Origin of the sequence: Hydrogenophaga sp., assembly GCF_035481345.1 — a bacterium.
Classification (GTDB): Bacteria; Pseudomonadota; Gammaproteobacteria; order Burkholderiales; family Burkholderiaceae_C; genus Hydrogenophaga.
Genome location: NZ_DATIGV010000108.1, coordinates 1 through 24,764 on the forward strand (window position 1 = coordinate 1; position 24,764 = coordinate 24,764).

Genomic DNA, 24,764 nt, shown 5'->3' on the forward strand with positions numbered 1-24,764 from the left:
ATGGATGAGCGCTAGCAGCTTATTTGGCTTGAAATCAGCCTGCGTTGAGCTGCAGCTCCAGGTTGTGCAGCACCTGGTAGCACGGCAGCACCTGCGCCACGCTGGCGTTGGGCTCGCGGCCTTCCTTAATGGCGGCGAAGAACTCGCGGTCTTGCAGTTCGATGCCGTTCATGCTCACATCGACCTTGCTCACATCGATCTTCTCTTCCTTGCCGTTCACCAGGTCGTCGTAGCGCGCGATGTACGTGGCCGAGTCGCCGATGTAGCGGAAGAAGGTGCCCAGCGGGCCATCGTTGTTGAACGACAGCGACAAGGTGCAGATCGCGCCGTTGGCGGCCTTGAGCTGGATGCTCATGTCCATGGCGATGCCCAGGGTCGGGTGGATCGGGCCCTGGATGGCATTGGCCTGCACGATGGGGCTGTTGGCCTGGTAGGCGAACAGGTCCACGGTGTGCGCCGCGTGGTGCCACAGCAGGTGGTCCGTCCAGCTGCGGGCCTGGCCCAGCGCGTTGGTGTTGGTGCGGCGGAAGAAATAGGTCTGCACGTCCATCTGCTGGATGTTGAACTCGCCGGCCTGGATCTTCTGGTGCACGAACTGGTGGCTGGGGTTGAAGCGGCGCGTGTGGCCGCACATGGCCACCAGGCCGGTCTGCTTCTGCAGGTCCACCACCGACTGCGCGCCCTTGAGGCTGTCGGCCAGGGGGATCTCCACCTGCACGTGCTTGCCAGCCTTCAGGCAGGCCACGCTCTGCTCGGCGTGCATCTGCGTGGGCGTGCACAGGATGACGGCGTCCAGTTCCTTGATGGCCAGGGACTCGTTGAGGTCGGTGGTGACGTGGGCGATGCCGTACTTGGCGGCCACTTCCTGCGTCTTGTCGAGCTCACGCCCGATCAGCGAGATGACCTCGACGCCGTCGATGTTCTTGATGCCGTCCAGGTGCTTGACGCCAAAAGCGCCCGCGCCAGCCAGCGCGACTTTGATGGTCTTGTTGTTGCTCATTTATTGGTTCTCCAGAATCAGGTGGCCGACGGCGGTGTTGCTCGCGGGCACGTGGAAGAAGCGGTGCGCGACCTTGGGGCGCGGCCCGCCGGCCGCATCCGCCATCGCGCCGCGCGCGATCAGCCACATCACGAGTTCGATGCCCTCGCTGCCGGCCTCGCGCACGTAGTCGATGTGCGGAATGGCCGCGGCGGCCTCGGGATCGGTCTCCAGCAGGTCGAGGAAGCGGTTGTCGAAGTCCTTGTTGATGAGGCCGGCGCGCGGGCCCTGCAACTGGTGGCTCATGCCGCCCGTGCCCCAGATGTGCACATTGAGGTCCTCGTCGTAGCTTTCCACCGCCTTGCGGATGGCCTTGCCCAGGTTGTAGCAGCGCTGGCCGCTGGGCACGGGGTACTGCACCACGTTCACCGCGAAGGGAATCACCGGGCAGGGCCACTCTTTCGGCTGACCCGTCATCAGCGACAGCGGCACCGTCAGGCCGTGGTCCACGTCCATCTTGTTGACGATGGTGAGGTCGAAGTCCTGCTGGATCACGCTCTGCGCGATGTGCGAGGCCAGCTCCGGGTGGCCCTTGACCACGGGCACGGGACGCGGGCCCCAGCCTTCGTCGGCGGGCTGGAACTCGGCCGCGGTGCCAATGGCGAAGGTGGGAATGAAGTCCAGGCTGAAGGCGGTGGCGTGGTCGTTGTAGACCAGGAACACCACGTCGGGCTTGTTGTCCTTCATCCACTGCTTGGAGAACTCGTAGCCCTTGAACACCGGCTGCCAGTACGGCTCGCCGGTCTTGCCCAGGTCCAGCGCCGCGCCAATGGCGGGCACGTGCGAGGTGTAGACGGATGCGGTGATGCGTGCCATGTCAGTGCTTCCCTTGTTTGGCTTGCGAACCCTGGGGCTGGCGGTGCGCCTGCGCGTCGCCGTCCTCGCCGATGCGGCGGTTGCCTTCGACCGAGCGGCCGCCGCCCACCATCATGTTGCGGTACTCCTCCTCGGTCATGCCGGTCATGGAGCCCGCCATCTGCTGAAAGCTCTTGCCGTCGGTGGCGCCGATCTTGGCCAGGAAGTAGATGTTGCCGCCCAGGCGGATGCACCAGTTCAGGTCGCGCGCCAGCACGGCCTGCTTCTGCTCTTCCGTCATGGCCCACTCGTCGAGGTAGGCGCGCTCGTCCTTCTTGAAGCGCTCGCGGTTCTCGGCCTTCATCAGGCTCATGCAGAACTGGTTGAGCCAGTAGCCCTTGCGGCTCTGCTCGGCGTCGAAGATGGTCGTGCCGGGCACGTCCTTGTAGGGTTTGTCGAGTGCCATGTCAGACCTCCTCGGGCCAATACAGACGCATGGGGTTGTCGACCAGCAGCTTGCGTTGCAGTTCCGCGGTCGGCGCGATGTGCGGGATGAAATCGACCAGCAGGCCGTCGTCGGGCATGTGGTCCTTCAGGTTGGGGTGCGGCCAGTCGGTGCCCCAGAGCACGCGGTCGGGGAAGGTTTCCACGACCTTGCGCGCGAAAGGCACCACGTCACGGTAGGCGGCCTGCTCGCCGTTCAGGGCCTTGGGGCCGGTCACGCTCAGGCGCTCGGGGCAGCTCACCTTGCTCCAGACGTTCTCATGCTCGCGCATGAACTTCAGGAAGAGCTGGAACTCGGGGCCATCGATGGGCTTGCTCACGTCGGGGCGGCCCATGTGGTCCACCACCACGGTGGTGGGCAGCGCGGTGAAGAAGTCCCACAGCTCGGGCAGGTCCACCGCCTCGAAGTAGATGACCACGTGCCAGCCCAGGGCCTTGATGCGGCCGGCGATCTCCATCAGCTCGTCCTTGGGCGTGAAGTCCACCAGGCGCTTGACGAAGTTGAAGCGCACGCCGCGCACGCCGCTGGCGTGCAGGTCTTGCAGTTCCTGGTCCGTCACGCTGCGCTTGACGGTGGCCACGCCACGCGCCTTGCCACCACTGCTGCGGCAGGCGTCGGCCATGGCGCGGTTGTCGGCGCCGTGGCAGGTGGCCTGCACGATCACGTTGCGCGAGAAGCCCAGGTGGTCGCGCAGCGCGAACAGTTGCTGTTTGCTGGCGTCACATGGCGTGTACTTGCGCTCGGGCGCGTAGGGGAATTCGGCGCCGGGGCCGAAGACGTGGCAGTGCGCGTCCACGCTGCCCGGGGGCAACTGGAAGCGCGGCTTGCTCGGGCCATCGAACCAGTCGAGCCAGCCCGCGGTCTTGGTGAAGTCTCCTGAGGTGGGTTTGCTCATCGTGGGATCTCAGTCGATGTATTTCAGGCCGGCGGCAGCCAGCGGCTCGCGCATCTTGTACATGTCCAGGCCCAGCACGCCGCTGGCCAGCTTGGCGCGCTTCTCGCCTTCGAAGCTCTCGCGCTTGCGCGCGGCTTCCAGGGTCTCGGCGGCGCGCGCGGCCGGCACGCAGACCACGCCGTCGTCGTCGGCCACGATCACGTCGCCCGGCGTCACCAGCATGCCGGCGCAGACGATGGGGATGTTCACCGAGCCCAGTGTGGCCTTGATGGTGCCCTTGCTGCTGATGGCCTTGCTCCACACGGGGAAGTTCATCTCCTGCAGCGTTTTCACGTCGCGCACGCCGGCGTCGATGATGAGCGCACGCGCGCCGCGGGCCTGGAAGGACGTGGCGAGCAGGTCGCCGAAGTAGCCGTCGGTGCACTCGGCGGTGACGGCGGCGACGACGATATCGCCCGGCTGGATCTGCTCGGCGGCGACGTGCATCATCCAGTTGTCACCCGGCTGCAGCAGCACGGTGACGGCGGTGCCGCTCACCTGCTGGCCCGAATAGATGGGGCGCATGTAGGGCTTGAGCAGGCCCACGCGGCCCATGGCCTCGTGCACCGTGGCCGAGCCCAGCGCGGCCAGGCCGTCGGCGGCCGTGCGGTCGGCCCGTTTGATGTTGCGGTAGACGACGCCCAGTTCGTACATGTGTGTGCTCCTCGTTGTCTGTGGAATTACAGGCCCTTGGCCTTCAGGCGCGCGTCCAGGCGGGTGAACACGCGGCGCGTATTGCCTTCGTAGATGGCGTGCTTGTCCTCGGCCGACAGGATCTTCGACGCTTCGATGTAGCGCTTGGTGTCGTCGTAGTAGTGGCCCGTCGTCGGGTCGATGCCGCGCACCGCACCGATCATCTCCGACGCGAACAGAACGTTCTTGACCGGGATCACGGTATTGAGCAGATCGATGCCGGGCTGGTGGTACACGCAGGTGTCGAAGAACACGTTGTTCATCAGGTGCGTGTCCAGCAGGGGCTTCTTCATCTCCTGCGCCAGGCCGCGGAAACGGCCCCAGTGGTAAGGCACCGCGCCGCCGCCGTGGGGAATCAGGAACTTCAGCGTGGGGAAGTCCTTGAACAGGTCGCCCTGGATGAGCTGCATGAAGGCCGTGGTGTCGGCGTTGAGGTAGTGCGCGCCCGTGGTGTGGAAGCAGGCGTTGCAGCTCGTGCTCACGTGGATCATGGCCGGCAGGTCGTACTCCACCATCTTTTCGTAGAAGGGGTACCAGTGCTTGTCGGTCAGCGGCGGGCTGGTCCAGTGGCCGCCCGACGGATCGGGGTTGAGGTTGATGCCCACCGCACCGTATTCCTTGACGCACTTCTCCAGCTCGGGGATGCAGGTGGCCGGGTCCACACCGGGACTCTGCGGCAGCATGGCCACGGGCACGAAGTGCTGCGGGAACAGCGTGGAGACGCGGTAGCAGAGCTCGTTGCAGATGGCGGCCCAGGTGCTGGAGACATTGAAGTCGCCGATGTGGTGGGCCATGAAGCTGGCGCGCGGGCTGAACAGCGTGATGTCGCTGCCGCGCTCCTTCATCAGCTTGAGCTGGTTGGTCTCGATGGACTCGCGCAGCTCGTCGTCGCTGATCTTGAGGTCCGCCACTTTCGGCATGACCGACGGGTCCTTGATGCCCGCGATCTGGGCGTTGCGCCAGTTCTCCAGCGCCTTGGGTGCCGTGGTGTAGTGGCCATGGCAATCGATGATCAGGGACATGCGTTCTCCTCTTGGGTGTTCTGGGGAAATGAATGGGTCTCAGGCCGGGGTCATGCCCTGGCGCTGCTTGGCCTCGGCGGCCTCGGGCGAAGTCATGAAGGCGAGCAGCGCGCGCACGGCCTCGGCGCGCGGCGCGTTCACGGGAATGCCGGCGCTGAACACGGTGACGATCTGGATCGGCTCGGGCAAACCGCCCACGACGGTGATGCCCTGGACGTGCAGCAGCTCGCTCAACTGCTGGAAGCCCAGCGCCACCTCGCCCTTGGCCACCAGCGAAGCGACGGGCACGCCCGGGGGCGCCTGCACGGTCCTGGCGGCCATGGCCTCGGCGATGCCCCAGCGCTCGAAGAGCTTCTGCAAGGCCACGCCGCTGGGGCCGGTGGAGTAGCTGATCTTGTCGGCCGCGAGCACGGCCGCTTTCACCGAGGCCTCGCTGGAGAGGTCGGGCAGCGGTGCCCCTTCGCGCACGCAGGCGGCCACGCCGCTGCGCACCAGGTCCACACGGCCCGGCTGCAGGTGGCCGGCGGCGATGAGCTTGTCGATCGCATCGGAGGCCAGGATCACCACGTCGAAGGCCTCGCCGGCCGCCACGCGCTTGGCGGCGTCCACGCCGCCCACCGATTCGATGGCCACGGCCTGGCCGGCGCGCGCCGTGTAGGCGGTGGTGAGTTCGGCCAGCACCTGGCGGGTGGCCATGGAAGAAATGCCGGTCAGGGAGGCGTTCATGGGCGGTGTCTCGGCTTTTTCTCGGCTGTCGCGGGGCCGTCTCTTGTGGGAAGTGACCATTGTCGGCACCCCGACGCTGTACGAAAACCCACACATCCGGCTAGCAGCTAGAACAAAATCACATACCTGCAGACCCCCGCCCCGCTTTCCGCCCCCCTATGGATCTCAAGCAACTCGAATACTTCGTGCGCGTGGCCGAGCTCGGCAGCTTCACGCGCGCCGCGATCGCGCTGGACATCGCCCAGCCCGCGCTGTCGCGCCAGGTGCGCCTGCTGGAGGTGGAGCTGCGCCAGAACCTGCTGGTGCGCAACGGCCGCGGCGCCACGCCCACCGAGGCGGGCAAGCTGCTGCTGGCGCACGGGCGCGGCATCCTGCACCAGGTGGAGCGCGCGCGGGAGGAACTGGGCCGCGTGCGCGGCGCCCTGGCCGGGCGCGTGGCGATCGGCCTGCCGCCCACGCTGGCGCGCACGCTGTCGGTGCCGCTCACGCGGGCCTTTCGCCAGCAGTTGCCCGAGGCCTCGCTGTCCATCACCGAGGGCCTGTCGGCCACCATGCAGGAATGGCTGCTCACCGGCCGGCTGGACATCGCGGTGCTCTACAACGCCCAACCCGTGCCGGAGCTGGAGATCCGGCCCCTGGCCGAGGAAGACCTGTGGCTGGTGCAGCCGCGCCCGCCCGGCCTGCCGGAAGACCCGCCGCCCGCGCCCATCGCGCTGCGCGAACTGGCCGAGTTCTCGCTGATCATCCCCAGCCGCCCCAACGCCATCCGCATGCAGGTGGAGCACGAGCTGGCGGCCATCGGCCTGCGCCCGAAGGTGGCGCTGGAGATCGACGGCGTCTCCGCCATCCTGGATCTGGTGGCCGACGGCGCGGGCGCCGCCCTGCTCTCGCGCAACGCGGTGGCCAGCTCGATCCGGCCCTCGGCCTACCGGCTGCGCGGCATCACGCCGCCGCTGCGCACACGCCTGAGCCTGGCCACCAGCGCGCAGCGGCCGACCACGCTGACGCAGCAGTCGACGCTGGAGCTGATCCGCCAGACGCTGGCGGCCACGGCGCCGCGGTGAGCGGCGCGGTGCCGCTCCCGGCCGAGATGGCCGCCCTCAGCGCTCCCAGTCCCGCTCCGGCTTCGCCCCGCGCGCCTTCACCGCCGCCATGTACTGCGTCAGCAGCGGCTTGGCCTGCACACCGCGGCCTTCGTTGTTCTTCACCCATTCCTGCGCCAGGTTCGGCAGACCGTCGATCCACTTGCGGCGTTCGGCGTCGGGCAGCGGCGTCACCGTCACCGGCGGGTTCTGGCCCTTGCCCAGCTCCACCATGCGGTCCATGGCGGTCTGGTGGCGCTGCACCAGGTCTTCGCCGTGGCGACGGGTGTATTCGGCGCCGGCCTCGCGCATGGCCTGCTGCACCTCGGGTGGCAGCTTGGCCCAGCTGTCCTTGTTGATGGCCACGCCGCCCGAGAACACCACGCCCATGTTCACCTTGGTCACGTAGGGCGCCACCTCGTACACCTTGGCCGGCAGGATGCCGGTGGCCAGCGAGACCACGCCCTCGCTCACGCCCGTCTGGATGTCGGTGTAGTAGGTGGTGAGCGCGCCGTCCACCGGCGTGGCCCCCACGCCGCGCAGCCACAGGCCCAGGATGCCCGGCGCCGAGAGCTTGCGGCCCTTCAGGTCATTGACCGACTTCACCGGGAACTTGGTCCAGATGTCGTAGGTGTCGGAGCCCGTGGCACCCAGGAAGACGAGGTTGTACTTGTCCCATTCGGCCTTGAAGGCGGGGTTCTTCTCGATCATCTCCGTCATCGCGCCGAGCACGATGCGCGTGTCGCTCGTCGTGAAGGGCGTGTGCGCGCTCAGTTGCGACAGCGGCATCTTCGCCGGCTCCAGGTAGCTGAACACCCAGCCGATGTCGGTGATGCCCTGCTCCACGCTGGTGAGCGTGGCGTTGGCCTTGTAGAGCTGGCCGCCGAAGGCCTCCTTCCACTGCACCTTGTACTTGCCACCGGCCGCGAGGCGCTTGTCCACCTCGGGCATGAACACGTCCTTGATGAAGCCCACCCAGGGGATGGTGGTGGGGTGGCTGGACGCGACGGTGAGGTTGATCACCTGCTGGGCCGTGGCGGCCAGCGGCAGGGCCGTGGCCGCCGACGCGGCCATGGCGATGGCCGTGAGGCGGACGAAGGTCGAACGTTTCATGCTTGTCTCCTGTTGTGAATGTCTGATTGCGAACACGAAAACGGCGGGAAATCTCAATCGACCTGGGCGCCCGACTGGCGCACCAGTGCCGCCCACTTGGCCACCTCGCTGCGGGCGAAGGCGTCCATGGCGTCGGGCCCCAGCGGGCGCTGCTCGACACCTTGCGCCGCCAGCTTGCCGGCGGTCTCGGCCTTGGCCAGCGTGGCGGCCGTGGCCTGGCGCAGGCGCGCCAGCACCGGGGCCGGCGTGGCGGCCGGGGCGTACAACATGAACCAGGCCACGAGGTCGAAATCGCTGCCGGTCTGCTCGGCGATGGTGGGCACGTCGCGCGCGGCGGCGCTGCGCTGTGCGCTGGACGCGCCCAGCGCGCGCAGCTTGCCGCCCTGCATGTGCGGCAGCACGGCGGCCGGGTGGTAGAACATGAAATCGGCGCGGCCGGTCATCACGTCGTTCATGGCCATGCCGCCTTCCTTGTAGGGCACGTGCAGCATCTGGCCACCCAGGCGGGCCTTGAGCAGCTCACCCGCCAGGTGGCCCGAGGTGCCGTTGCCCGCCGAGGCGAAGGTGGCGCCCTGCCCTTGCGCGGCCTTGGCTTTCAGGTCGGCCAGGGTCTTGAGCGGGCCGTCGGCCGCGACGACCAGGAAGGTGGGGGTGTAGCCCACGAGCGCGATCGGCGCGAAGTCCTTCAGCGGGTCGTAGCTGAGGTTGCGGAACAGGGTGGCGTTGATGGCGTGCGTGCCCACGGTGCCCATCACCAGCTGGTAGCCATCGGCCGCGCCCTTGGCCACCTGGTTGGAGCCCACGGTGCCGCCGGCGCCCGCGCGGTTGTCCACCACGATGGACTGGCCCAGCTCGCGGCCCAGGCCCTCGCCCACCACGCGCGAAATGATGTCGGTGGTGGTGCCGGCACCGAAGGGCACCACCAGGCGCACCGGGCGGTCCGGGTAGGTCTGCGCCCCGGCGGGCAGGGCCAGGGCACCGGCCGCCGCGCCCAGGCTCAGCAAGGCGTCGCGGCGGGTGAGGCAAAGGCGGGTCTTCATGCGGTCGTCTCCTTCTTGGTGTGTGTCGCGCTCGGCCAGCCATGGGCGTACAGCGCGTTGTGCTCGCCCAGCGTGGGCGGCGGGTTCACGTGCAGCGCGCGCTGCCCGTCGAAGCTGATGGGCGAGCGCACCGTGCGCGAGGGTCCCATCGTCGGGTGCTGCGTGTCCACGAAGAGCTGCAGGTGTTGGGCCTGCGCGTCCTCGGGCACCTCGTCGGTGCGGTACATGGGCGCGTGCGGCACGTCCTGCGCGAGCAGGCGCTGGCACCAGTCGTCGCGCGTGCGGCGCTGGAAGATGTCGCGCAGCACGAGGATGAGCGCGTCCTGGTTCTCGATGCGCGCGAAGCGGTCGCGAAAGCGCTCGTCTTCGAAGATGTCGGGCTTTTCCATGGCCTTGGCCAGGCCCTGCCAGAACTTCTCGGGCGAGGACATGTGCAGCGCGATCCAGCCGCCGCAGGCGCACTCCAGCACGTAGCTCTGCGACACACTGGGCCGGCTGTACGGGCCCATCACCTCGCCCACCGAGAACAGGTGGGTGAAGGCGTCCAGGTTGAAGTGCGCCATGGCCTCGAACATGGAGACGTCCACGCGGCGGCCCACACCGCTGGCGTGGCGCTCGTGCAGCGCGCCCAGGATGCCGAAGGCCGCGTAGTAGCCCGTCATGGCGTCGGCGATGGCCGGGCCCACCACGCGCGGGTTGGCCGGGTTCACCAGCAGGCGCAGGTAGCCGCTGGCGGCCTGGGCCACGGTGTCGTAGCTGGGGCGCGCGGCGGCGGGGCCGTCCTGCCCGAAGCCGCTGATGGCGCAGTAGATGAGGCGCGGGTTGAGCTCGCGCAGGCGCGCCTCGCCGGCCTGGATCTGCTCGGCAAAGCCGGGGCGGAAGTTCTGGATGTAGACGTCCGCGCCTTCGATGAGCTGGTCGAAGGTGGCGCGGTCGGCTTCCTTGCGCGTGTCCAGCGCCACGCTGTGCTTGTTGCGGTTGTAGGTCTGGTAGTGCGGGCTGTACAGGCCACCCTTGAAGGCGCGGAACGGGTCGCCCGTGCCGGGCAGCTCCACCTTCACCACCTCGGCGCCCATGTCGGCCAGCACCATGGCGGCCGCCGGGCCGGTGATGAAGGTGCCGTGCTCGACCACGCGAAGGCCCTTGAGAACGGCGATCATCGTGCGCCCTCCTGGTCGATCTTCTGCACCGGCACGAAGCCCGCGGGCACGGGGCCGGTGTAGCGCTGCTCCAGCGTGGCCTGGTAGGACAGCGCGAAGCCGATAGGCTGCTCGAGTTCTTCACTCATGTGCGCGATCAGGCCCGCGCAGCGCGCCAGCATGGGCACGCCCTTGAGCGCATTGAGCGGAAATCCTACGCCCAGCAGCACGGCCGGAATGGCCGCCGACACGTTCAGGCGCAGGTCCTTGCCGATCACCTCGGGCAGCACCTGCTCCACCGCTTCGGCGATCTCCACGTAGCGCTGGCCGCCACCGGCCTGCTTCGAGACGCGGAACAGCGCCGCCACGCGCGGGTCGCGCGCCTTGTGCACGGGGTGGCCGTAGCCGGGCACGGCCTGGCCGCGCGCGCGCCACTCGCCCACCACGGCGCGGGCCGCGGCCTTGAGATCCCCACCGTGCCGCTCGCTCGCGCGGTGGATTTCGTCGAACAAGCGGCCGGCCGTCTCCGACGCGCCCAGGATCACCGAACCGCAGCCCAGGATGCCCGCCGCCACGGCGCCCTGCAGCGCATCGGGCGCGGCCGCCAGGGTCATGCGCGCGGCCTGCACGCTGGGCACCAGGCCGTGCTCGGCAATGGCCACCAGGGTGGCGTTGAGCACGGCGCTGGCGGGCGCGTCGGGGCGCTTGCCCGTGAGCAGCAGGTAGAAGTAGTCGCCGAAGCCGAGCTGGCCGATGAGGTCCTGGCACAGGTCTTCGCCACGCACGACGATGGTGTCGGGGTTGTGCGCGCAGATGGCCGACTGCGGCACGGTGGCCTTGCCGATTTTCAAAAGTCTCTCCGGTGAAAAGGGAACGGTCAGCGCGCCGGCACGAGGCGGAAGTCGTAGGTGGCGCTGTGGTACGGCTTGTCCAGGCGGCGGCCGTCGGGCGCAGTGCCGGCGGGGTGCTGCTGGAAGGGCACGATCAGGCTGTTGCGCACGCCGAAAACGGCGTCCGAGTCGAGGTAGGGGCTGTCGGCCACGAACAGGTGCGTGGTCACCGTCTGGTGCCCGGGCGCGTACACCTTCATGTGGATGTGGCCGGGCCGGTTGGGGTGGCGGCCCATGCGGCGCAGCATGCGGCCCACGGGGCCGTCGTCGGGCACCGGGTAGTAGCTGGGTTTGATCGACCAGAAGCGGTAGTTGCCCTGGGCGTCGGTGCGAAAGCGCGCGCGCAGGCGCATGCCGGCGTCCTCGCCCATCTGCATGTCGTAGATGCCCTCGCCGTCGCCGGACCACACGTCGAGGCAGCAGTTGGCGATGGGCCGGCCCTCGGTGTCGGTGACACGGCCGTGGTAGTACGCGGGCTCGCCGGGCATGTTCTCGCCGATGTCGGCGCCCAGCGCCAGCTCGGGCGAGCCTTCCCAGTAGAACGGGCCTTGCACCGTGGCCTCGGTGGGCGTCTGGGCGCCGCCGCCGCTTTGCTGGAAGGCGCGCGCGGCCTTGATCTGGTTGAGCGCCACCACCAGCATGGAGATGCCCAGCGTGTCCGACAGCAGGATGAACTCCTGGCGCTTGTCGTCGCACATCTTGCCGGTCTCGGTGAGGAAGAGGATGGTGTTGATCCACTCCTCCTCGCTCAGCTCCACCTCCCGGATGAAGGCGTGGGCGTGCTTCACCAGGGCGCTCATCACCTGCTTGAAGCGCGGGTCCTGGCAGTCGGCCATGCGGTCGAGCACGGCCTGGGTGATGTCGTCGGCTTCGAGTTGAGCCATGGGGTCTGTCTCCTGTGGGCGGGGCCTCTTGTGTGATCGCAGCGCAGTCTAGGCACCCGATGACCGCGATGGAAGTGATGAATTTCGACCGCTATGATCGATCGCATCGATCATTGATGGAAGCCCGCGCCATGGAACTGCGTCACCTGCGCTACTTCGACACGCTGGCCGAGACGCTGAACTTCACGCGCGCGGCCGAGCGGCTGCACGTCACGCAGTCCACGCTCTCGCACCAGATCCGCCAACTCGAGGACGAACTGGGCCTGGTGCTGTTCGACCGCTCGCACAAGAAGGTGGCGCTGACCGAGGCGGGTGAATTGCTGCGCAGCCACCTGGTGCCCGCGCTGCAGCAGATCGATCGCGGCCTGCAGGCGCTCAGCCACCCGGGCGAGGCGCTCTCGGGCGAGCTGCGCATCGCGGCCACGCACAGCTTCAACACGCGCCTGATCCCGCTGTGCGTCTCGGCCTTCCTGGGCCACCACCCCAACGTGAAGGTCAGCGTGGAGGAGCTGTCGGCGGAGCACATCGCCAAGCGCCTGTCCAGCGGGCACCTGGACCTGGGCGTGTCCTACCGGCCGGCCGACCGGACCGAACTGTGGTTCGAACCGCTCTACAACGAGGAACTGCGCCTGTGCGTGGCCGCCAGCCACCCGCTGGCCAAGCGCCGCCGCGTGCGCCTGGTGGAGCTGCACCAGCGCCGCCTGGTGCTGCTGCCCAGGCAGTTCAGCACGCGCGGCCTGCTGGACGAGTGCTTCGAGGCCGCGGGCGCGCAGCCGCTGGTGGTGGCCGAACTGAACTCCATCGCGCCCATGATCGAGCTCATCCGCCAGACCGACCTCGCCGGCATCATCGCCGAGACCGCCTTCACGCCCTCACCCGACCTGCGCCTGATCCCGCTGGAGGATCCTTCGCCGATCCGCACGCCGGGCCTGCTGTGGAAGAAAGGCGTGAACCGATCACCGACGGTGAAGCACATGGCCTCGGTGATCCGGCGCGCGGCGAGTGGGCACGCGGGGTAGATCACGGGATCGTTTGCCCTCTTTTGCCATACAACGGCGCCTCGCTCTCGTGCGCGATCAGACAGGGGTCTCATCTCCATCGGGACCATTCGGTCGATCCATCAGGTTGTCGCTTGACAACCTGATGGATCGACCTTACGCTGGAAGCATGGATGGCTCGATCGGTTCACCCGAAGAAGGAAGTAGAGGAAGCCCTGCGATACGCACAGGAGCACGGTTGGCGCATCGAAGTGGGTGGATCGCACGCGTGGGGCAAGATGTACTGCCCCTACAACGACACAGACTGTCGCTGCGGCGAGTTCTGCATCACCAGCATCTGGAGCACGCCCAAGAGCGCGGGAAACCATGCCAAAGCCCTCAAGCGTGTCGTTGACAACTGCACGGCACACCGCCAAAGCCAGGACAAGTCGGGCGACGCGCCCCAGGAGCAACACCGTGGAATACACCTTCACGCTCAAGTACCAGATCGTTGAGCCGGGCACCGATCTCGACGAACTCGTGGAGCGCCTGGGGGCCTGCGGATGTGACGACGCATTGGTTGGCATCGGACTGCCCGGCCGGATCGCGCTGGAATTCACCCGCGAAGCCAACAGCGCCAAGGCCGCTGTGGTGAGCGCGCTGGCGGACGTCAAACAGGCCATCCCGACAGCAAAGCTGATCGAGGCGGCTCCAGACCTCGTGGGGTTGACCGATGTCGCCGATGTGATCGGCGTATCGCGCCAGAACATGCGCAAACTCATGCTCAGCCACGCGACGAGTTTTCCCACGCCCGTCCACGAAGGCAGCGCCTCCGTGTGGCACCTGGCGGAAGTCATGGCTTGGCTCCAGGCCCGCGGGGCGTACGAAGTCGATACATCCACCCTTGAAGTCGCCCAGACAACCATGCAGGTCAACCTGGCCAAGGAGGCGGAAGTCCGCCGGCTTCGACCGGAGATGCGCCGGGAACTGCGGCCCCTCTTCGCCTAGGGCATCAGCATCGCCGCCAGCCCCACCACCCCCATCAGCACCGGCTGGTGCAGCAGGTAGTAGCTCAAACTCCAGCGCCCCCACAGCGCCATGAAGCGCCCCGGCGCACCACCCTGCCCCGAACCACCCAGCCAGCCGGGGCGGTTCGCGCAGACCCAGCGCCCGGTGGCCAGCCCCCACCACACCACGCCCATCCAGGGCAGCAAGGGCACGTAGTCCTCGGTGAAGGGCTTGCGGCTGATGAAGCCCAGCGCGTTGGGGCCGGGTTGGTTGAAGACCTCCAGCGCGGGCCACGCCGCCATGGCGGCCGGCGCCAGCCAGGGCAGCGCGATGGCCAGCGCGCCCAGCGGCCACAGCCAGCGGCCCCAGCCGCCGGTGAGGCGCGCGACCACCAGCATCACCGCGATGCCGTGCAGCACGCCGAAGTAGATGAAGCTCTTGGGAAACACGAACCACGAGCCCACGGTGACCAGCAGCGCCGCGCCCGCCACCTGGGCCCAGCGGCGCCAGAAGCGCGGCCAGCCCTGGCCCTGGTGCAGCGCCACCGCCTGCGACAGCCCGGCCGTGAACAGGAACAGGCTCACGATGGCCGTGCGCTGCGTGGTCCAGAACGGGTCGCTGAGGAAGGCCTGGTCGATGAAGCCGAAATGGTCGAGGTCGAAGCAGAAGTGATAGAGCGTCATCCACAGCAGCGCGACGGCGCGCAACTGGTCGATGCGGTCGTAGCGCACGTTCATGGTTCGTCCCGTGTGCCGCCCGTTGACCCGCTCATGCCCCGGTCTGGGCGCTTCGCCAAACGGTCAGCAGGTGCCCCGCGAGCGCCTGGGGCTCGCTCACCATGGGGCAGTGCCCCGTGACCATCTCGATCAGGTCCCAGCCCGGCTCGCGCCGCACCCGCTCGCGCGAGGCCTTGATGGTGCCCAGCGCGGGCGCGGTGCAGTCGATGAAGGTCCGCGGCACGCGCGCCACGGCGTCGCCGTCGAAGTCCAGGGGCTGGTCGTAGAGCCGGTAGGGTTGCGGCGTCTGGCGGCGGTTGAGCCAGTCGCGGTCGGCGCCCTGCAGGCCGAAGACCTCGGCGTCCGGCGGCGCGAAGTGCAGGCCGCCGCTGGCCTTGGCCGCCTCGAAGCGCTTGGCCTTGGTGGCTTCGTCGTGCGGCGTGCTCCAGGCCTCGCCGGGGTACGGCAGCACCGCGTCCAGGTAGACCAGGTGCGCCAGGGCACCGGGCGCGGCGGCCTGCAGGCGGTCGGCCACGCCGGTGACCACCATGCCCCCGTAGCTGTGGCCCACCAGCACCACGCGCTTCAACTCCTCGGCCTCGATCAGGGCGATGACGTCCTGAACGTGGGTCTGCAGGTCGATGGACTCGCTCATCAGGTGGGCCCGCTCGCCCACGCCGGTGAGCGTGACGGCGTGCGACTCGGCGCCGCCCGCGCGCAGCAGCGGCAGCACGCGGCGCCAGACCCAGGCACCGAGCCAGGCACCGTGGACCAGGACGATGGACGTGGTGTTGTTCATGGGCGTTCTCCTGGAAAATACCGGACCCACGCATTCTGCCCGCGACATGCTGCCCCACCAGATCGAGCTTCTCTCCCCCGCCCGCACGGCCGACATCGGCATCGAGGCCGTCAACCACGGCGCCGACGCCGTCTACATCGGCGGCCCCTCGTTCGGCGCGCGCACCTCGGCCGACAACAGCGTGCAGGACATCCACCGCCTGGCGAAGCACGCGCACCGCTTCGGCAGCCGCATCTACGTCACGGTCAACACCATCCTGCGCGACGACGAACTCGAGCCCGCGCGCAAGCTCATTCACCAGCTCTACGACGCCGGCGCCGACGCCCTGATCATCCAGGACATGGGCCTGCTGGAGCTGGATCTGCCGCCGATCCAGCTGCACGCCAGCACGCAGACCGACATCCGCACCGTGGAGAAGGCCGTGTTCCTGCAGGACGCCGGCCTGTCCAAACTGGTGCTGGCGCGCGAGCTCACGCTGCCGCAGATCCGCGCCATCCACGACGCGCTGGACGATCAGCGCTGCATCGTCGAGTTCTTCATCCACGGCGCGCTGTGCGTGGCCTACAGCGGCCAGTGCTACGTGAGCCACGCCCACACCGGCCGCAGCGCCAACCGGGGCGACTGCTCCCAGGCCTGCCGCCTGCCCTACGAGGTGAAGGACAGCCAGGGCCGCATCGTGGCGCACGACAAGCACGTGCTCTCCATGAAGGACAACAACCAGAGCGGCAACCTGCGCGCGCTCATCGACGCCGGCGCGCGCAGCTTCAAGATCGAGGGCCGCTACAAGGACCTGGGCTACGTCAAGAACATCACCGCGCACTACCGGCGCCTGTTCGATCAGATCCTGGAGGAGCGCCCCGAGCTGGGCCGCGCCTCCAGCGGGCGCGCCAGCTTCAGCTTCACGCCCGACCCCGACCAGAACTTCAACCGCGAGTTCACCGACTACTTCGTCAATGGCCGGCAAGACGACATCGGCGCCTTCGACACGCCCAAGAACCCGGGCCGCGCCATCGGCTTCGTCACGCAGGTGGGCCCGAACTGGGTGGAGCTGCAGTGCGACGACGAGGCCACGGTGGTCCACAACGGCGATGGCCTGTGTTACCTGGACCTGCACCGCGAACTCGTGGGCCTGCAGATCAACCGCGCCGAACCGGCGGGCGCGCCGGGGCGTTTCCGCGTGTTCCCCAAGGACGCGATCGAGGGCCTGCGACACCTCAAACGCGGCACCGTGGTGAACCGCAACCGCGACATGGACTGGGTGCGCGCGCTGGAGAAGAAGTCGGCGGAGCGCCGCATCGGCGTGTGGATGAAGCTCTCGCGCACCGCCGACGGCCTGCGCCTGGACCTCACCGACGAAGACGGCCACGCGGCCCATGCCGAGCTGGCCTGCGCTCTGGAGCCGGCGCGCGACGCCGCCCAGGCGCACGACAAGCTGCGCGAGGCCCTGGGCCGGCTCGGCGACACCCTGTTCACGCCCATCGACATCGCGCTCGACTTCAGCGAGCCCTGGTTCGTGCCGGCTTCGCTGCTCAACCCGCTGCGCCGCGAGGCCGTGGCCGCGCTGGAGGCCGCGCGCGCCAAGGCCTTGCAGCGCCTGCCGCGCGGCGCGGCGGTGCAGCCGCCTGCGCCCTACCCCGAAGACACGCTCACCTACCTGGCCAACGTGTTCAACCACAAGGCCCGCGCCTTCTACGAAAAACACGGCGTGAAGGTGATCGCCAGCGCCTACGAATCGCACGAGGAAACCGGCGAGGTCAGCCTCATGATCACCAAGCACTGCGTGCGCTTCTCGCTCAGCCTGTGCCCCAAGCAGGCCAAGGGCGTCACGGGCGTGCAAGGCACCGTGCGCGCCGAGCCGCTCACCATCACGCACAACAACGAGAAGCTCACGCTGCGCTTCGATTGCAAGCCCTGCGAGATGCACGTGGTGGGCAAGCTCAAGCCTTCGGTGATGAAGGCCGCGGCGAGCAGCCCCCTCACCTTCTACCGCACGCGGCCCACCGCGCACGGCGCGCACTGACTCAGCCGTCCTCGGGCTCCGCGCCCGCGTCCTCCGGCACCTGCAGCACGGCCAGCAGGCGGTCCAGCATCGCGTAGACCTCCGCCACGAACTCGGGCCCCAGGTCGGCTTCGAGCTGGCGGTAGACGTCTTCGAGGTCGCCGCTGACGTCCTTGAACATGCCCATGGCCAGCGGCGTCAGCGAGACGTGCTGGCGGCGCTGGTCGCCCTTCATCCGTTCGCGGCTGACCAGGCCCAGGGCCTCCATGCGGGCCAGCACCCCCGCCAGGCTGGGGCTGGAGATGTGGCAGATGGCGCAGATCTGGCGCGGCTCCAGCGTGCCGTACACGTCCAGCGCGCGCAGGATGCGGAACTGCTGCTCCGTCAGCCCCGTTTTCTTGAGCACCGGCCGAAAGCGTGCGATGAGCCCGCCGCGCACCTGCAGCAGCAACAGGGGCAGGTTGCGGCGCGCGCGCGGCGCGGCCGGGGGAACGGGTGTCGCGGGTGGTGGTCGGGAGCGGGGCAAGGTGTCAGAAGGGGTAGGCCTGGGGTTCGGTCTGGATCGTAATCGAGCGCAGCTCCGTGAACTCGGCGATGGCCGCCTTGCCGCCGAAGCGGCCGTACCCGCTGTTCTTGACGCCGCCAAACGGCAATTGGGGTTCGCTGCGCACCGTGGGCGCGTTGATGTGGCACACGCCGCACGCCAGGCGCTGCGCCACCTGCAGGGTGCGCGAGATGTCGCGCCCGAACACAGCGCCGGCCAGGCCGTATTCGGTGTCGTTGGCCACACGGATGGCCTCCTCCATGTCGTTCACGCGCACGATCGCCGCGATGGGCCCGAAGGATTCTTCGCCGTAGACCTTCATGCCCGGGCGCACGTGGTCCAGCACCAGCGGCGCGATGCGCGCGCCCTGGCGCCGCAGGGGCGCCAGCAGCCGCGCCCCTTGCGCCAACGCGTCCTCCACCATGGCCGCCACCTGCTCCGCGGCGCGTTCGCTGATGAGCGCGCCGGCCAGGGCGGGCACTTCGCTGGTGGCGAGCCGCTCGGCCTTGTCCGCCAGCGCCTGCGCGAATCGGTCGGCCGCGGGCGCCTCCACCACGATTCGTTCGGTGGACATGCAGATCTGCCCCTGGTTCATGAAGGCACCAAAGGCCGCGGCGTTCACCGCCGCGTCGATGTCGGCGTCGCCCAGCACCACCAGCGGGGACTTGCCGCCCAGCTCCAGCAGCGCGGGCTTGAGGTGCTGGCCCGCCAGCGCGCCAATGATTCGGCCGGTGCGCGTGGAGCCGGTGAAGTTCACGCGGCGCACCGCCGGGTGGGCGATCAGCGCCTCCACCACCTGCGGCGCGATGGCCGGGTCGTGCGCGATGACATTGACCACACCGGGCGGAAAGCCGGCGTCGTTGAGCAGTTCGCCGATGAGGCGGTGGCTGTCGGGGCACACCTCGGACGCCTTCATCACCACCGTGTTGCCGCAGGCCAGCGGCATGGCCAGGGCCCGCAGGCCCAGCAGCAAGGGCGCGTTCCACGGCGCGATACCGAGCACCACGCCCACCGGCACGCGCAGCGTCATCGCCAGGCAACCCGGCTGGTCGGACGGAATGGTCTCGCCGCCCACCTGCGTGGTGAGCGCGGCGGCCTCGCGCAGCGCGGCGATGCCGCCCTTCACGTTGAACTGCGCCCAGCCCACGGAGGTGGCGGTCTCGGCCACCATGCGCTCGACGAACACCTCGGCGCGCGCTTGCAACAGGTCGGCGGCCTTGTTCAGCAGCTCACGCCGCCGGCCGGGTCCGCTGCGCGACCAGGAAAGGAAGGCCTGAGCGGCCGTGTCGACGACGGCGCGTGCACCGTCCACCGTGTGCCAGTTGTGTGTCATGTCGGGATCTCCTTCAAAGCGGGGCGATGCGCGCATGCAGCAGCGCGCTGCGGCCTTCGTCGAGCGCTCGGATGCAGCGCGCGACGGCGGCCTCGGTGTCGTTCGGATCCGTCAGGCGCTCGCCGTGCGCACCGGCGGCCTCGGCCACGGCGGCGAAGTCCATGCCTTGCGGCAGCAGGGAGGCGTATTCGCCGCTGTGGAAGGCGTGGCCTTTGGGGTACATGCGCAGGGTCGATTCCTTCACCGCGGCCCAGCCGCTGTTGTCCAGCACCACGGTGAAGATGGGCACGCCGTACTCACGCGCCACCGCGTAGGTGGACGTGGGGTTGCTGAAGTAGAAGGTGCCGTCGCCGACGAAGTGCACCACGCGCCGCTGCGGGTGGGCCAGTTTCATGCCCAGGGCTGTGCCGGCCGAAAAGCCCAGCCCGCCGCCTGGCAGGCCCATCAGCGTGCCCGGCTGTTGGCGCGGCACCTGCTCGAACACGGTCAGCGTGTGGCGGATGCCTTCGTTGAGCACGATGTCGTCTTCATCGAGGGCGCGGTGGATGGCGGCGCACAGGTGCGCGGCGTTGAGGGCGCCCGGCTCGCCCGGCGCGCGCGCGGCCTCGGCGATGCGCCGGCCACGCTGGGCGTGCTCGGCCGCCAGTCGGTCCAGGCGCGCGGCCGCGCGCTCATGAAAGGCCGGCGTGGCCAGGGCCTTCACCGCCTCGATCAGATCGGCCAGCAGCGGCTCGCTGTCGCCCTGCAGGCGCAGGTCGGTGGCGAAGCCCCACATCGGCATGTCGCGCTTGAGCGCGTCCACGTCGATCTGCGCCCACCAGGCGTCGGGGTTGACCTTGGTGGTCTTGGGCACCCAGGGCACGTCCACGTCCAGCAGGAGTCCGACGTCGGCGCGTTCGGCGAACGGGCCGGGCAGGTAACCGCCGAAGCAGGGGCTGTCGCGGCGGATGTTCAGGTGCACGCTGTTGAATTCGCACACGCGCAGGCCGACGAGCGTGGCCAGCGCCTCCACCAGGGCCGGCACACGCGGGTTGCGGCCCGCATAGGCGGTCACGAGCAAGGGGTCTTCGGCCGCCACCAGGCGCTCGGCGATGCGGCGGATCTCATCGGGGCGTGCGCCACCCGCGCGCACCGGTCGGTGGCGCTCGGCGGGGAATGGCTTCAGTTCGCCCGGCGGGCACGGCGCGGCCAGCACCTCGCGCGGCAGCATCAGGTACACGGGGCCGGGCGGGTCGCTCTGCATCACCGTGTGCGCGCGGGCGATCACCTCCTCGGCCATCGAGGGCCAGGGCAGCGTGTACTCCCACTTCACGTAGGGGCGCACCACGCTGCCCTGGTCGAAGGGCTCCTGCACGAAGTGCACGTAGGTGTCGCGCCCGCCCTCCACGCCATTGAAGGTGGTGGCCGGCGCGCGGCCCGCCATCAGCAGGATGGGCACGCGCGCGCGAAACAGGTTGTGCAGCCCCATCGCGGCATTGGCCGTGCCGGCGTCCACGTGCACCAGCACGGCCTGGCCGCGGCCGGTGGCCACGGCGTAACCGCCGGCCATGTGGATGGCGGTGTTCTCGTGCGGGCACAGCACCACCTGCGGCAGCGCCCGGCCCTCTTCGCGCCAGCGCGCCATCTCCTCGATGAGGGGCGCGTGGTCGGTGCCGAGGTTGCAGAACAGGTACTCGATGCCACGGTCCAGCAGGGCCTGGAGCAGGTGGTGGGAGGCGCTGCGCGCCGTCTCATGGGGACTGTCGGGGAGCATGGGTTCCTGTCAGGGTGTGGCCGGGTCAGTTGGTCGGCGCCGCCAGGCCGGCGGCACGCACCGCGGGTGCGAAGGCTTTCTGCTCGGCCTGGATGCGCTGGCGGATCGCCTCGGGGCCCACGAAGTCGCTCTCGTGGCCGAGCTTGGCAAAGGCTTCTCGCATCGCCGGTGTGGACAGTGCCTTCTCCAGTTCGCCCGACAAGCGCTTGAGCACGCCGGCGGGCGTGCCGGCCGGTGCGTACAGGGCCAGCCAGACCTCGTATTCCGTGCCGGGGTAGCCGGCCTCGGCCAGCGTCGGCACATCCGGCAGGAAAGGCGAACGCTTCTGCGAGGCCACCGCCAGCGGGCGCAGGCCGCCGGATTTGATCTGCCCACTGAGCGGCGCCAGATCGGCCATCACCATGACGGCGCGGCCCGTGACGAGATCCGAGATCGCGGGCGTGAAGCCGTTGTAGGGCACGTGGATCATCTTGGCGCCGGCGCTCTGCACCAGCATCTCGGTGCCCACGTGGGCCATGGAGCCCACGCCATTGCTGGCGTAGGCCAGCGAGCCGTCCTTCGTCTTCGGATCGGCGAACAGCTCCTTCACCGTCTTGTAGGGCTGGGTGCTGGACACCGTGAGGAAGAACGGCAGGCGCGACACCATGCCGACCGGCGCGAAGTCCTTGAGCGGGTCGAAGGCGAGCTTGGCCTGCGTGAGCGGCAGCAGCGTCATGGTGGAGCCGCCGGTCAGCAGCAGCGTGTAGCCATCGGGCGCGGCGCGCGCCACGGTGGAGGCGCCGATCACCGTGTTGCCGCCCGGCTTGGCTTCGACGATCACGCTCTGCCCCATTGCATCGCCCATCGCCTGCGCCACCAGGCGCGCGGCGGCGTCGACACCACCGCCGGCCGCGTACGGAATGACGATGCGGATGGTCTTGCTGGGGAAGTTGTCTTGTGCGTGGCCTGTCAGCGCCGCGGCGCACAGCAGCGCCGCGCCGGCCCATCGGAAGAGTTTCATGCCTTGTCTCCTGGATGTTTTTTCCAGCGGACAATGGCGTCCGCCGCAAATCACTCACATGTGAGTGATTTGCGGAGCATAGGCCGCCCGCATGGGTGCGGCTCTAGGCAATAACCCGAATTCGCCGCAACCGGCTCAGACGTAGGGCACCGGTTGCGGCGCGTGCCGCAGGTGCAGCGACAGGCCCAGCGCCGCCATGTGGTTGCCGTTGCGCCCGAGGATGGTCTCGGCCAGCGGCAGGAACTCCGACTCCTCCAGCCGCGCATGCGCCGTGTAGTCGGCCACGAGCCGGTGCACGTCGCCGACGTCGAGCTCACTGTCCTGCCCGCGCGCCACGCGCTTGAGTTCACGTTCCAGTGAGCGCCACAGGGTTTCGAGCTGCCGGTGTTGCGTCGTCAGGTGTTCCACCAGGCGTTGAGCGCGCTCGCGTTCGGGCCCTGGCTCGGCGCTGGCCAGCACGGCGGGAAACAGCTCGCGCTCCTCGTCCAGGTGGTGCTCGAAGATCGCTTCGCGGAAGAACCCCAGCGAGTCCTCGGCGATGCGCCGGGCACGCGCCGCCGGCTCCAGCAGCGCGGGCAAGTCGTCCAGCGCGTGCAGGTGGCGCACGATGCCGACGTGGCACTGCGTGAAGTCGGTGAGTGGGGTGTCGGCGGTGGATTTCGCGGCGACGTTCATGGCGTGCTCCTGCGGCGGTGGTCGATGGCACCCAGTCTAGGCAGCGGGTGCCGTCGCCCATTGACCCAGGTCAAGGCGCCTGCAGGGCGACGGCGCGCGCGTTCTCCGCTCCTCAAGGCAGCACGAACCCGGGCAGGAAGGCACCCGCCGCGGCCCCCGACTGCGGGTAGACCGTCGGCCCGTCGACCACGATGTCGGGGCGGCCGTCACCCGTCACGTCGCCCGCGGCGATGAATCCGCCGCCATCCGGGCCTTCCCACACCTGCGCCACATCGAACGCGCCGACCACACTGGCCGATTGCAGCAGGACACCGATGCGCGTGCTGTTGGCCTGCGTCTGGTAGACGGTGGAGATCACCGCCATGTCCACACGCCCGTCCTGGTTCAAGTCCCGCACCACCACGCGACGCGCGCCATCCGCCACGGCCAGGGATTGCGCCGCGAACACGCCGGGTGCCGTTTGACGCCACCAGCGCACGGCCGCGGCCCCCGTGCCACCCGCCGGCGAGTGGCCCGCGTCGGCGGCGATGGCGTCCAGGCGCCCGTCGGCGTCGAGGTCGGCGAGGACCAGCCCCACGAGTGCGACACCCGTTCCAAGGAACGCGGGCACGGCGAAAGCCCCGCCGCCCAATCCGCGGCACCACCACAGAGCGCCACCGCCCACACCGGCCAGATCGGGCTGTCCGTCGCCGTCAAGATCGCCCACGGCAAGCGCGCTCCAACCCGCGCCGCTGCCGGCACAGACCGGCTGCGGCGAGGCGAAGCTGCCGGGCGCCGGCTGCTGGGCCAGCAGCAGCGCCCGGCTGTTGGCGGACACACCATCCGCGACCAACACATCGGGCCGGCCATTGCCGGTGACCTCGCTCACCGCCACGTCGTTGGCCACGCCGCCCGTGGCCAGCACCTGCGCGGCATCGAAGCGCCCCGGGCTCGCAGCAAGTTGGCGCAGGACGGCCACCGCGCCGCTGTCGCCCACGGCATTGATCGGCACGGGTGCCGTCAGCGGCGATGCGCTGAGCAGGTCGTCCAGCCCATCGCTGTTGACGTCACCCACCGCCAGCACCCAGGGGTCGGCCGCCACCGGGTAGCGCTGCAGGGGGGTGAACTGGCCCGGCGCCGTCTGCAGGCGCACCTCGACGACACCCGGGTGCGGCGGCGGCGCGGCGACGTAGGTCCGCGCCACGGCCACGTCGGCGCGGCCGTCGCCGTCCAGGTCACTCACCACCACCCCGCCCGACACCCAGAACGGGGCGATGACTGGCGCGCCACCACCACCGCTGCCGCCGCAGGCTGTCACCAAGGCGGTCATCGTCCATAGCGCGCTTCGACGGATGTGCTGCAGCCCGCGTGTCATGGCCATCTCCGAACAGGACGGGGCGCGCGCGAACCCCATGGCTCGCTCACCACACCCTCGCATCTGAGTCACTGTAGGCCTGCGCCGCGCGTGCGGCTTGACGCGCGTCAAGCCGTGTCAGCCCCCCTGTCTGGCCACCAGCTCGAACACGTCGCGTTCCATCTCCTGGCCGGAGGCGCTCATCACCCGCCGCTGCAGGCGCACGTAGCGCTTGACCTCGGGCGCGTACCAGACGAGGTAGTGCACACGCACCGGTTCGACGTTGAGCGAGGCCACGCCGCCCGTGGACGCGCGGCTGCTCCACACCTCCACCTTCACCGCATCGAAACGGCCGGCCGGCACCTGCACCGCCTCGCGGCCCAGGGCCTTGCCTTCGGAATGCCAGTGCGTCCACTGGCCGTCCACGTCGGGCGTGACGAAGCCACGCCCGCGCCAGGCATCGGCCTCGCCTGGCAGCAGGTAGGGACTGAATTCGGTGCCGATGCCGGGCCAACTCACGAACCCGCCCTGGCCGGCTTGCGAGCGCCGCAGCACCGGCTCGGCCAGCGAGGGATCGAGCAGCCGATCGACCACCACATCGCCACTCACCTGGTTCACCCGCACGACCACCGTGCGGTTCGGGCTGGTGGGCCACTTGCCGCGCACCTGGTAAGTCCAGCTCTGACCCACGACCGGCAGGCGCGGGTCGGCGGTGTGGGTGGCGGCCGGTGCGGGTGCGGGTGCCGGTGCGGGTGCGGGTGCCGG

Annotated in this window: 26 protein-coding genes; 5 read left to right on the forward strand and 21 right to left on the reverse strand. The window is 69.3% G+C overall.

Translation table 11 applies throughout. The annotated features are described in order from the left end of the window. Positions 1 to 34: 34 nt before the first annotated feature. The 7 genes from VLG41_RS12170 to VLG41_RS12200 are packed head-to-tail and all read right to left on the reverse strand — an operon-like array spanning position 35 to position 5,714. A complete protein-coding gene (locus VLG41_RS12170; protein ID WP_325349670.1) occupies positions 35 to 1,000 on the reverse strand; it encodes a Gfo/Idh/MocA family oxidoreductase in 966 nt (321 codons plus the stop codon). After that, positions 1,001 to 1,855, reverse strand: coding sequence for a class III extradiol dioxygenase subunit beta (locus tag VLG41_RS12175; RefSeq protein WP_325349671.1), 855 nt, complete (start codon positions 1,853 to 1,855; stop codon positions 1,001 to 1,003). 1 nt (position 1,856) lies between these two features. Continuing rightward, complete coding sequence (gene ligA / locus VLG41_RS12180) at positions 1,857 to 2,300, reverse strand: protocatechuate 4,5-dioxygenase subunit alpha (RefSeq protein WP_325349672.1); 444 nt, start codon at positions 2,298 to 2,300, stop codon at positions 1,857 to 1,859. Between the two features lies 1 nt (position 2,301). Beyond that, positions 2,302 to 3,234, reverse strand: a complete 933-nt coding sequence (locus tag VLG41_RS12185; RefSeq protein ID WP_325349673.1) for an amidohydrolase family protein — start codon at positions 3,232 to 3,234, stop codon at positions 2,302 to 2,304. Between the two features lie 9 nt (positions 3,235 to 3,243). Further along, positions 3,244 to 3,927, reverse strand: coding sequence for a 4-carboxy-4-hydroxy-2-oxoadipate aldolase/oxaloacetate decarboxylase (gene ligK / locus VLG41_RS12190; protein ID WP_325349674.1), 684 nt, complete (start codon positions 3,925 to 3,927; stop codon positions 3,244 to 3,246). A 26-nt stretch (positions 3,928 to 3,953) separates the two neighbouring features. Next, complete coding sequence (locus VLG41_RS12195) at positions 3,954 to 4,988, reverse strand: amidohydrolase family protein (protein ID WP_325349675.1); 1,035 nt, start codon at positions 4,986 to 4,988, stop codon at positions 3,954 to 3,956. Between the two features lie 39 nt (positions 4,989 to 5,027). Continuing rightward, on the reverse strand, positions 5,028 to 5,714 hold the full coding sequence (locus VLG41_RS12200) for a substrate-binding domain-containing protein (RefSeq protein ID WP_325349676.1): 687 nt from the start codon (positions 5,712 to 5,714) through the stop codon (positions 5,028 to 5,030). Positions 5,715 to 5,872: 158 nt separating this feature from the next. On the opposite strand from VLG41_RS12200, the gene VLG41_RS12205 reads away from it, so the two are divergent. After that, entirely contained in the window at positions 5,873 to 6,778 is a 906-nt protein-coding gene (locus VLG41_RS12205) for a LysR substrate-binding domain-containing protein (RefSeq protein ID WP_325349677.1), read from the forward strand. Positions 6,779 to 6,814: 36 nt separating this feature from the next. Here the strand turns inward: VLG41_RS12205 and VLG41_RS12210 are convergent, their stop codons facing one another. The 5 genes from VLG41_RS12210 to VLG41_RS12230 are packed head-to-tail and all read right to left on the reverse strand — an operon-like array spanning position 6,815 to position 11,862. Continuing rightward, positions 6,815 to 7,909, reverse strand: coding sequence for a C4-dicarboxylate TRAP transporter substrate-binding protein (locus tag VLG41_RS12210; RefSeq protein WP_325349678.1), 1,095 nt, complete (start codon positions 7,907 to 7,909; stop codon positions 6,815 to 6,817). Between the two features lie 53 nt (positions 7,910 to 7,962). After that, positions 7,963 to 8,949 (reverse strand): tripartite tricarboxylate transporter substrate binding protein, encoded by a 987-nt coding sequence (locus VLG41_RS12215; RefSeq protein ID WP_325349679.1) that lies wholly within the window; start codon positions 8,947 to 8,949, stop codon positions 7,963 to 7,965. Continuing rightward, positions 8,946 to 10,109: a CoA transferase gene (locus tag VLG41_RS12220; RefSeq protein WP_325349680.1), complete on the reverse strand. Its 1,164-nt coding sequence runs from the start codon at positions 10,107 to 10,109 to the stop codon at positions 8,946 to 8,948. The genes VLG41_RS12215 and VLG41_RS12220 overlap by 4 nt, the downstream gene beginning before the upstream one ends. Then, positions 10,106 to 10,939, reverse strand: coding sequence for a citryl-CoA lyase (locus tag VLG41_RS12225; protein ID WP_325349681.1), 834 nt, complete (start codon positions 10,937 to 10,939; stop codon positions 10,106 to 10,108). Before VLG41_RS12225 ends, VLG41_RS12220 begins: the two co-directional genes overlap by 4 nt. A 26-nt stretch (positions 10,940 to 10,965) precedes the next feature. Further along, positions 10,966 to 11,862 carry a dioxygenase gene (locus VLG41_RS12230; RefSeq protein ID WP_325349682.1) on the reverse strand — a complete coding sequence of 299 codons (897 nt, stop codon included), beginning with the start codon at positions 11,860 to 11,862 and terminating at the stop codon, positions 10,966 to 10,968. 131 nt (positions 11,863 to 11,993) lie between these two features. On the opposite strand from VLG41_RS12230, the gene VLG41_RS12235 reads away from it, so the two are divergent. The 3 genes from VLG41_RS12235 to VLG41_RS12245 all read left to right on the forward strand — a co-directional run bounded on the left by VLG41_RS12235 (position 11,994) and on the right by VLG41_RS12245 (position 13,847). Beyond that, the gene (locus VLG41_RS12235) at positions 11,994 to 12,881 is read left to right on the forward strand and encodes a LysR substrate-binding domain-containing protein (protein ID WP_325349683.1); all 888 of its coding nucleotides are present in this window, start codon (positions 11,994 to 11,996) and stop codon (positions 12,879 to 12,881) included. Between the two features lie 152 nt (positions 12,882 to 13,033). Then, complete coding sequence (locus VLG41_RS12240; protein ID WP_325349684.1) at positions 13,034 to 13,354, forward strand: hypothetical protein; 321 nt, start codon at positions 13,034 to 13,036, stop codon at positions 13,352 to 13,354. Continuing rightward, positions 13,317 to 13,847, forward strand: coding sequence for a DNA-binding protein (locus VLG41_RS12245; protein ID WP_325349685.1), 531 nt, complete (start codon positions 13,317 to 13,319; stop codon positions 13,845 to 13,847). Before VLG41_RS12240 ends, VLG41_RS12245 begins: the two co-directional genes overlap by 38 nt. On the opposite strand, the gene VLG41_RS12250 is transcribed toward VLG41_RS12245, so the two are convergent. Together VLG41_RS12250 and VLG41_RS12255 are read right to left on the reverse strand one after the other, a co-directional pair. Beyond that, on the reverse strand, positions 13,844 to 14,584 hold the full coding sequence (locus VLG41_RS12250; protein ID WP_325349686.1) for a heparan-alpha-glucosaminide N-acetyltransferase: 741 nt from the start codon (positions 14,582 to 14,584) through the stop codon (positions 13,844 to 13,846). The genes VLG41_RS12245 and VLG41_RS12250 overlap by 4 nt on opposite strands. A 31-nt stretch (positions 14,585 to 14,615) precedes the next feature. Next, the gene (locus tag VLG41_RS12255) at positions 14,616 to 15,362 is read right to left on the reverse strand and encodes an alpha/beta hydrolase (RefSeq protein ID WP_325349687.1); all 747 of its coding nucleotides are present in this window, start codon (positions 15,360 to 15,362) and stop codon (positions 14,616 to 14,618) included. Between the two features lie 46 nt (positions 15,363 to 15,408). Between VLG41_RS12255 and VLG41_RS12260 the strand changes: the two genes are divergently transcribed. Next, on the forward strand, positions 15,409 to 17,382 hold the full coding sequence (locus tag VLG41_RS12260) for a U32 family peptidase (protein WP_325349688.1): 1,974 nt from the start codon (positions 15,409 to 15,411) through the stop codon (positions 17,380 to 17,382). 1 nt (position 17,383) lies between these two features. On the opposite strand, the gene VLG41_RS12265 is transcribed toward VLG41_RS12260, so the two are convergent. The 7 genes from VLG41_RS12265 to VLG41_RS12295 all read right to left on the reverse strand — a co-directional run. Then, positions 17,384 to 17,887, reverse strand: coding sequence for a MarR family transcriptional regulator (locus VLG41_RS12265; protein ID WP_325349689.1), 504 nt, complete (start codon positions 17,885 to 17,887; stop codon positions 17,384 to 17,386). A 4-nt stretch (positions 17,888 to 17,891) separates the two neighbouring features. Beyond that, the gene (locus VLG41_RS12270) at positions 17,892 to 19,238 is read right to left on the reverse strand and encodes an aldehyde dehydrogenase (RefSeq protein WP_325349690.1); all 1,347 of its coding nucleotides are present in this window, start codon (positions 19,236 to 19,238) and stop codon (positions 17,892 to 17,894) included. Positions 19,239 to 19,251: 13 nt separating this feature from the next. Beyond that, positions 19,252 to 20,991, reverse strand: a complete 1,740-nt coding sequence (locus VLG41_RS12275; RefSeq protein ID WP_325349691.1) for a thiamine pyrophosphate-requiring protein — start codon at positions 20,989 to 20,991, stop codon at positions 19,252 to 19,254. 25 nt (positions 20,992 to 21,016) lie between these two features. Then, positions 21,017 to 21,991 (reverse strand): tripartite tricarboxylate transporter substrate binding protein, encoded by a 975-nt coding sequence (locus tag VLG41_RS12280; RefSeq protein ID WP_325349692.1) that lies wholly within the window; start codon positions 21,989 to 21,991, stop codon positions 21,017 to 21,019. A gap of 135 nt (positions 21,992 to 22,126) precedes the next feature. Next, complete coding sequence (locus VLG41_RS12285) at positions 22,127 to 22,666, reverse strand: hemerythrin domain-containing protein (protein WP_325349693.1); 540 nt, start codon at positions 22,664 to 22,666, stop codon at positions 22,127 to 22,129. Positions 22,667 to 22,778: 112 nt separating this feature from the next. Next, positions 22,779 to 24,020, reverse strand: a complete 1,242-nt coding sequence (locus VLG41_RS12290; RefSeq protein ID WP_325349694.1) for a VCBS repeat-containing protein — start codon at positions 24,018 to 24,020, stop codon at positions 22,779 to 22,781. 117 nt (positions 24,021 to 24,137) lie between these two features. Further along, the coding region (locus VLG41_RS12295; protein WP_325349695.1) for a hypothetical protein at positions 24,138 to 24,764 on the reverse strand (627 nt) is incomplete at its 5' end.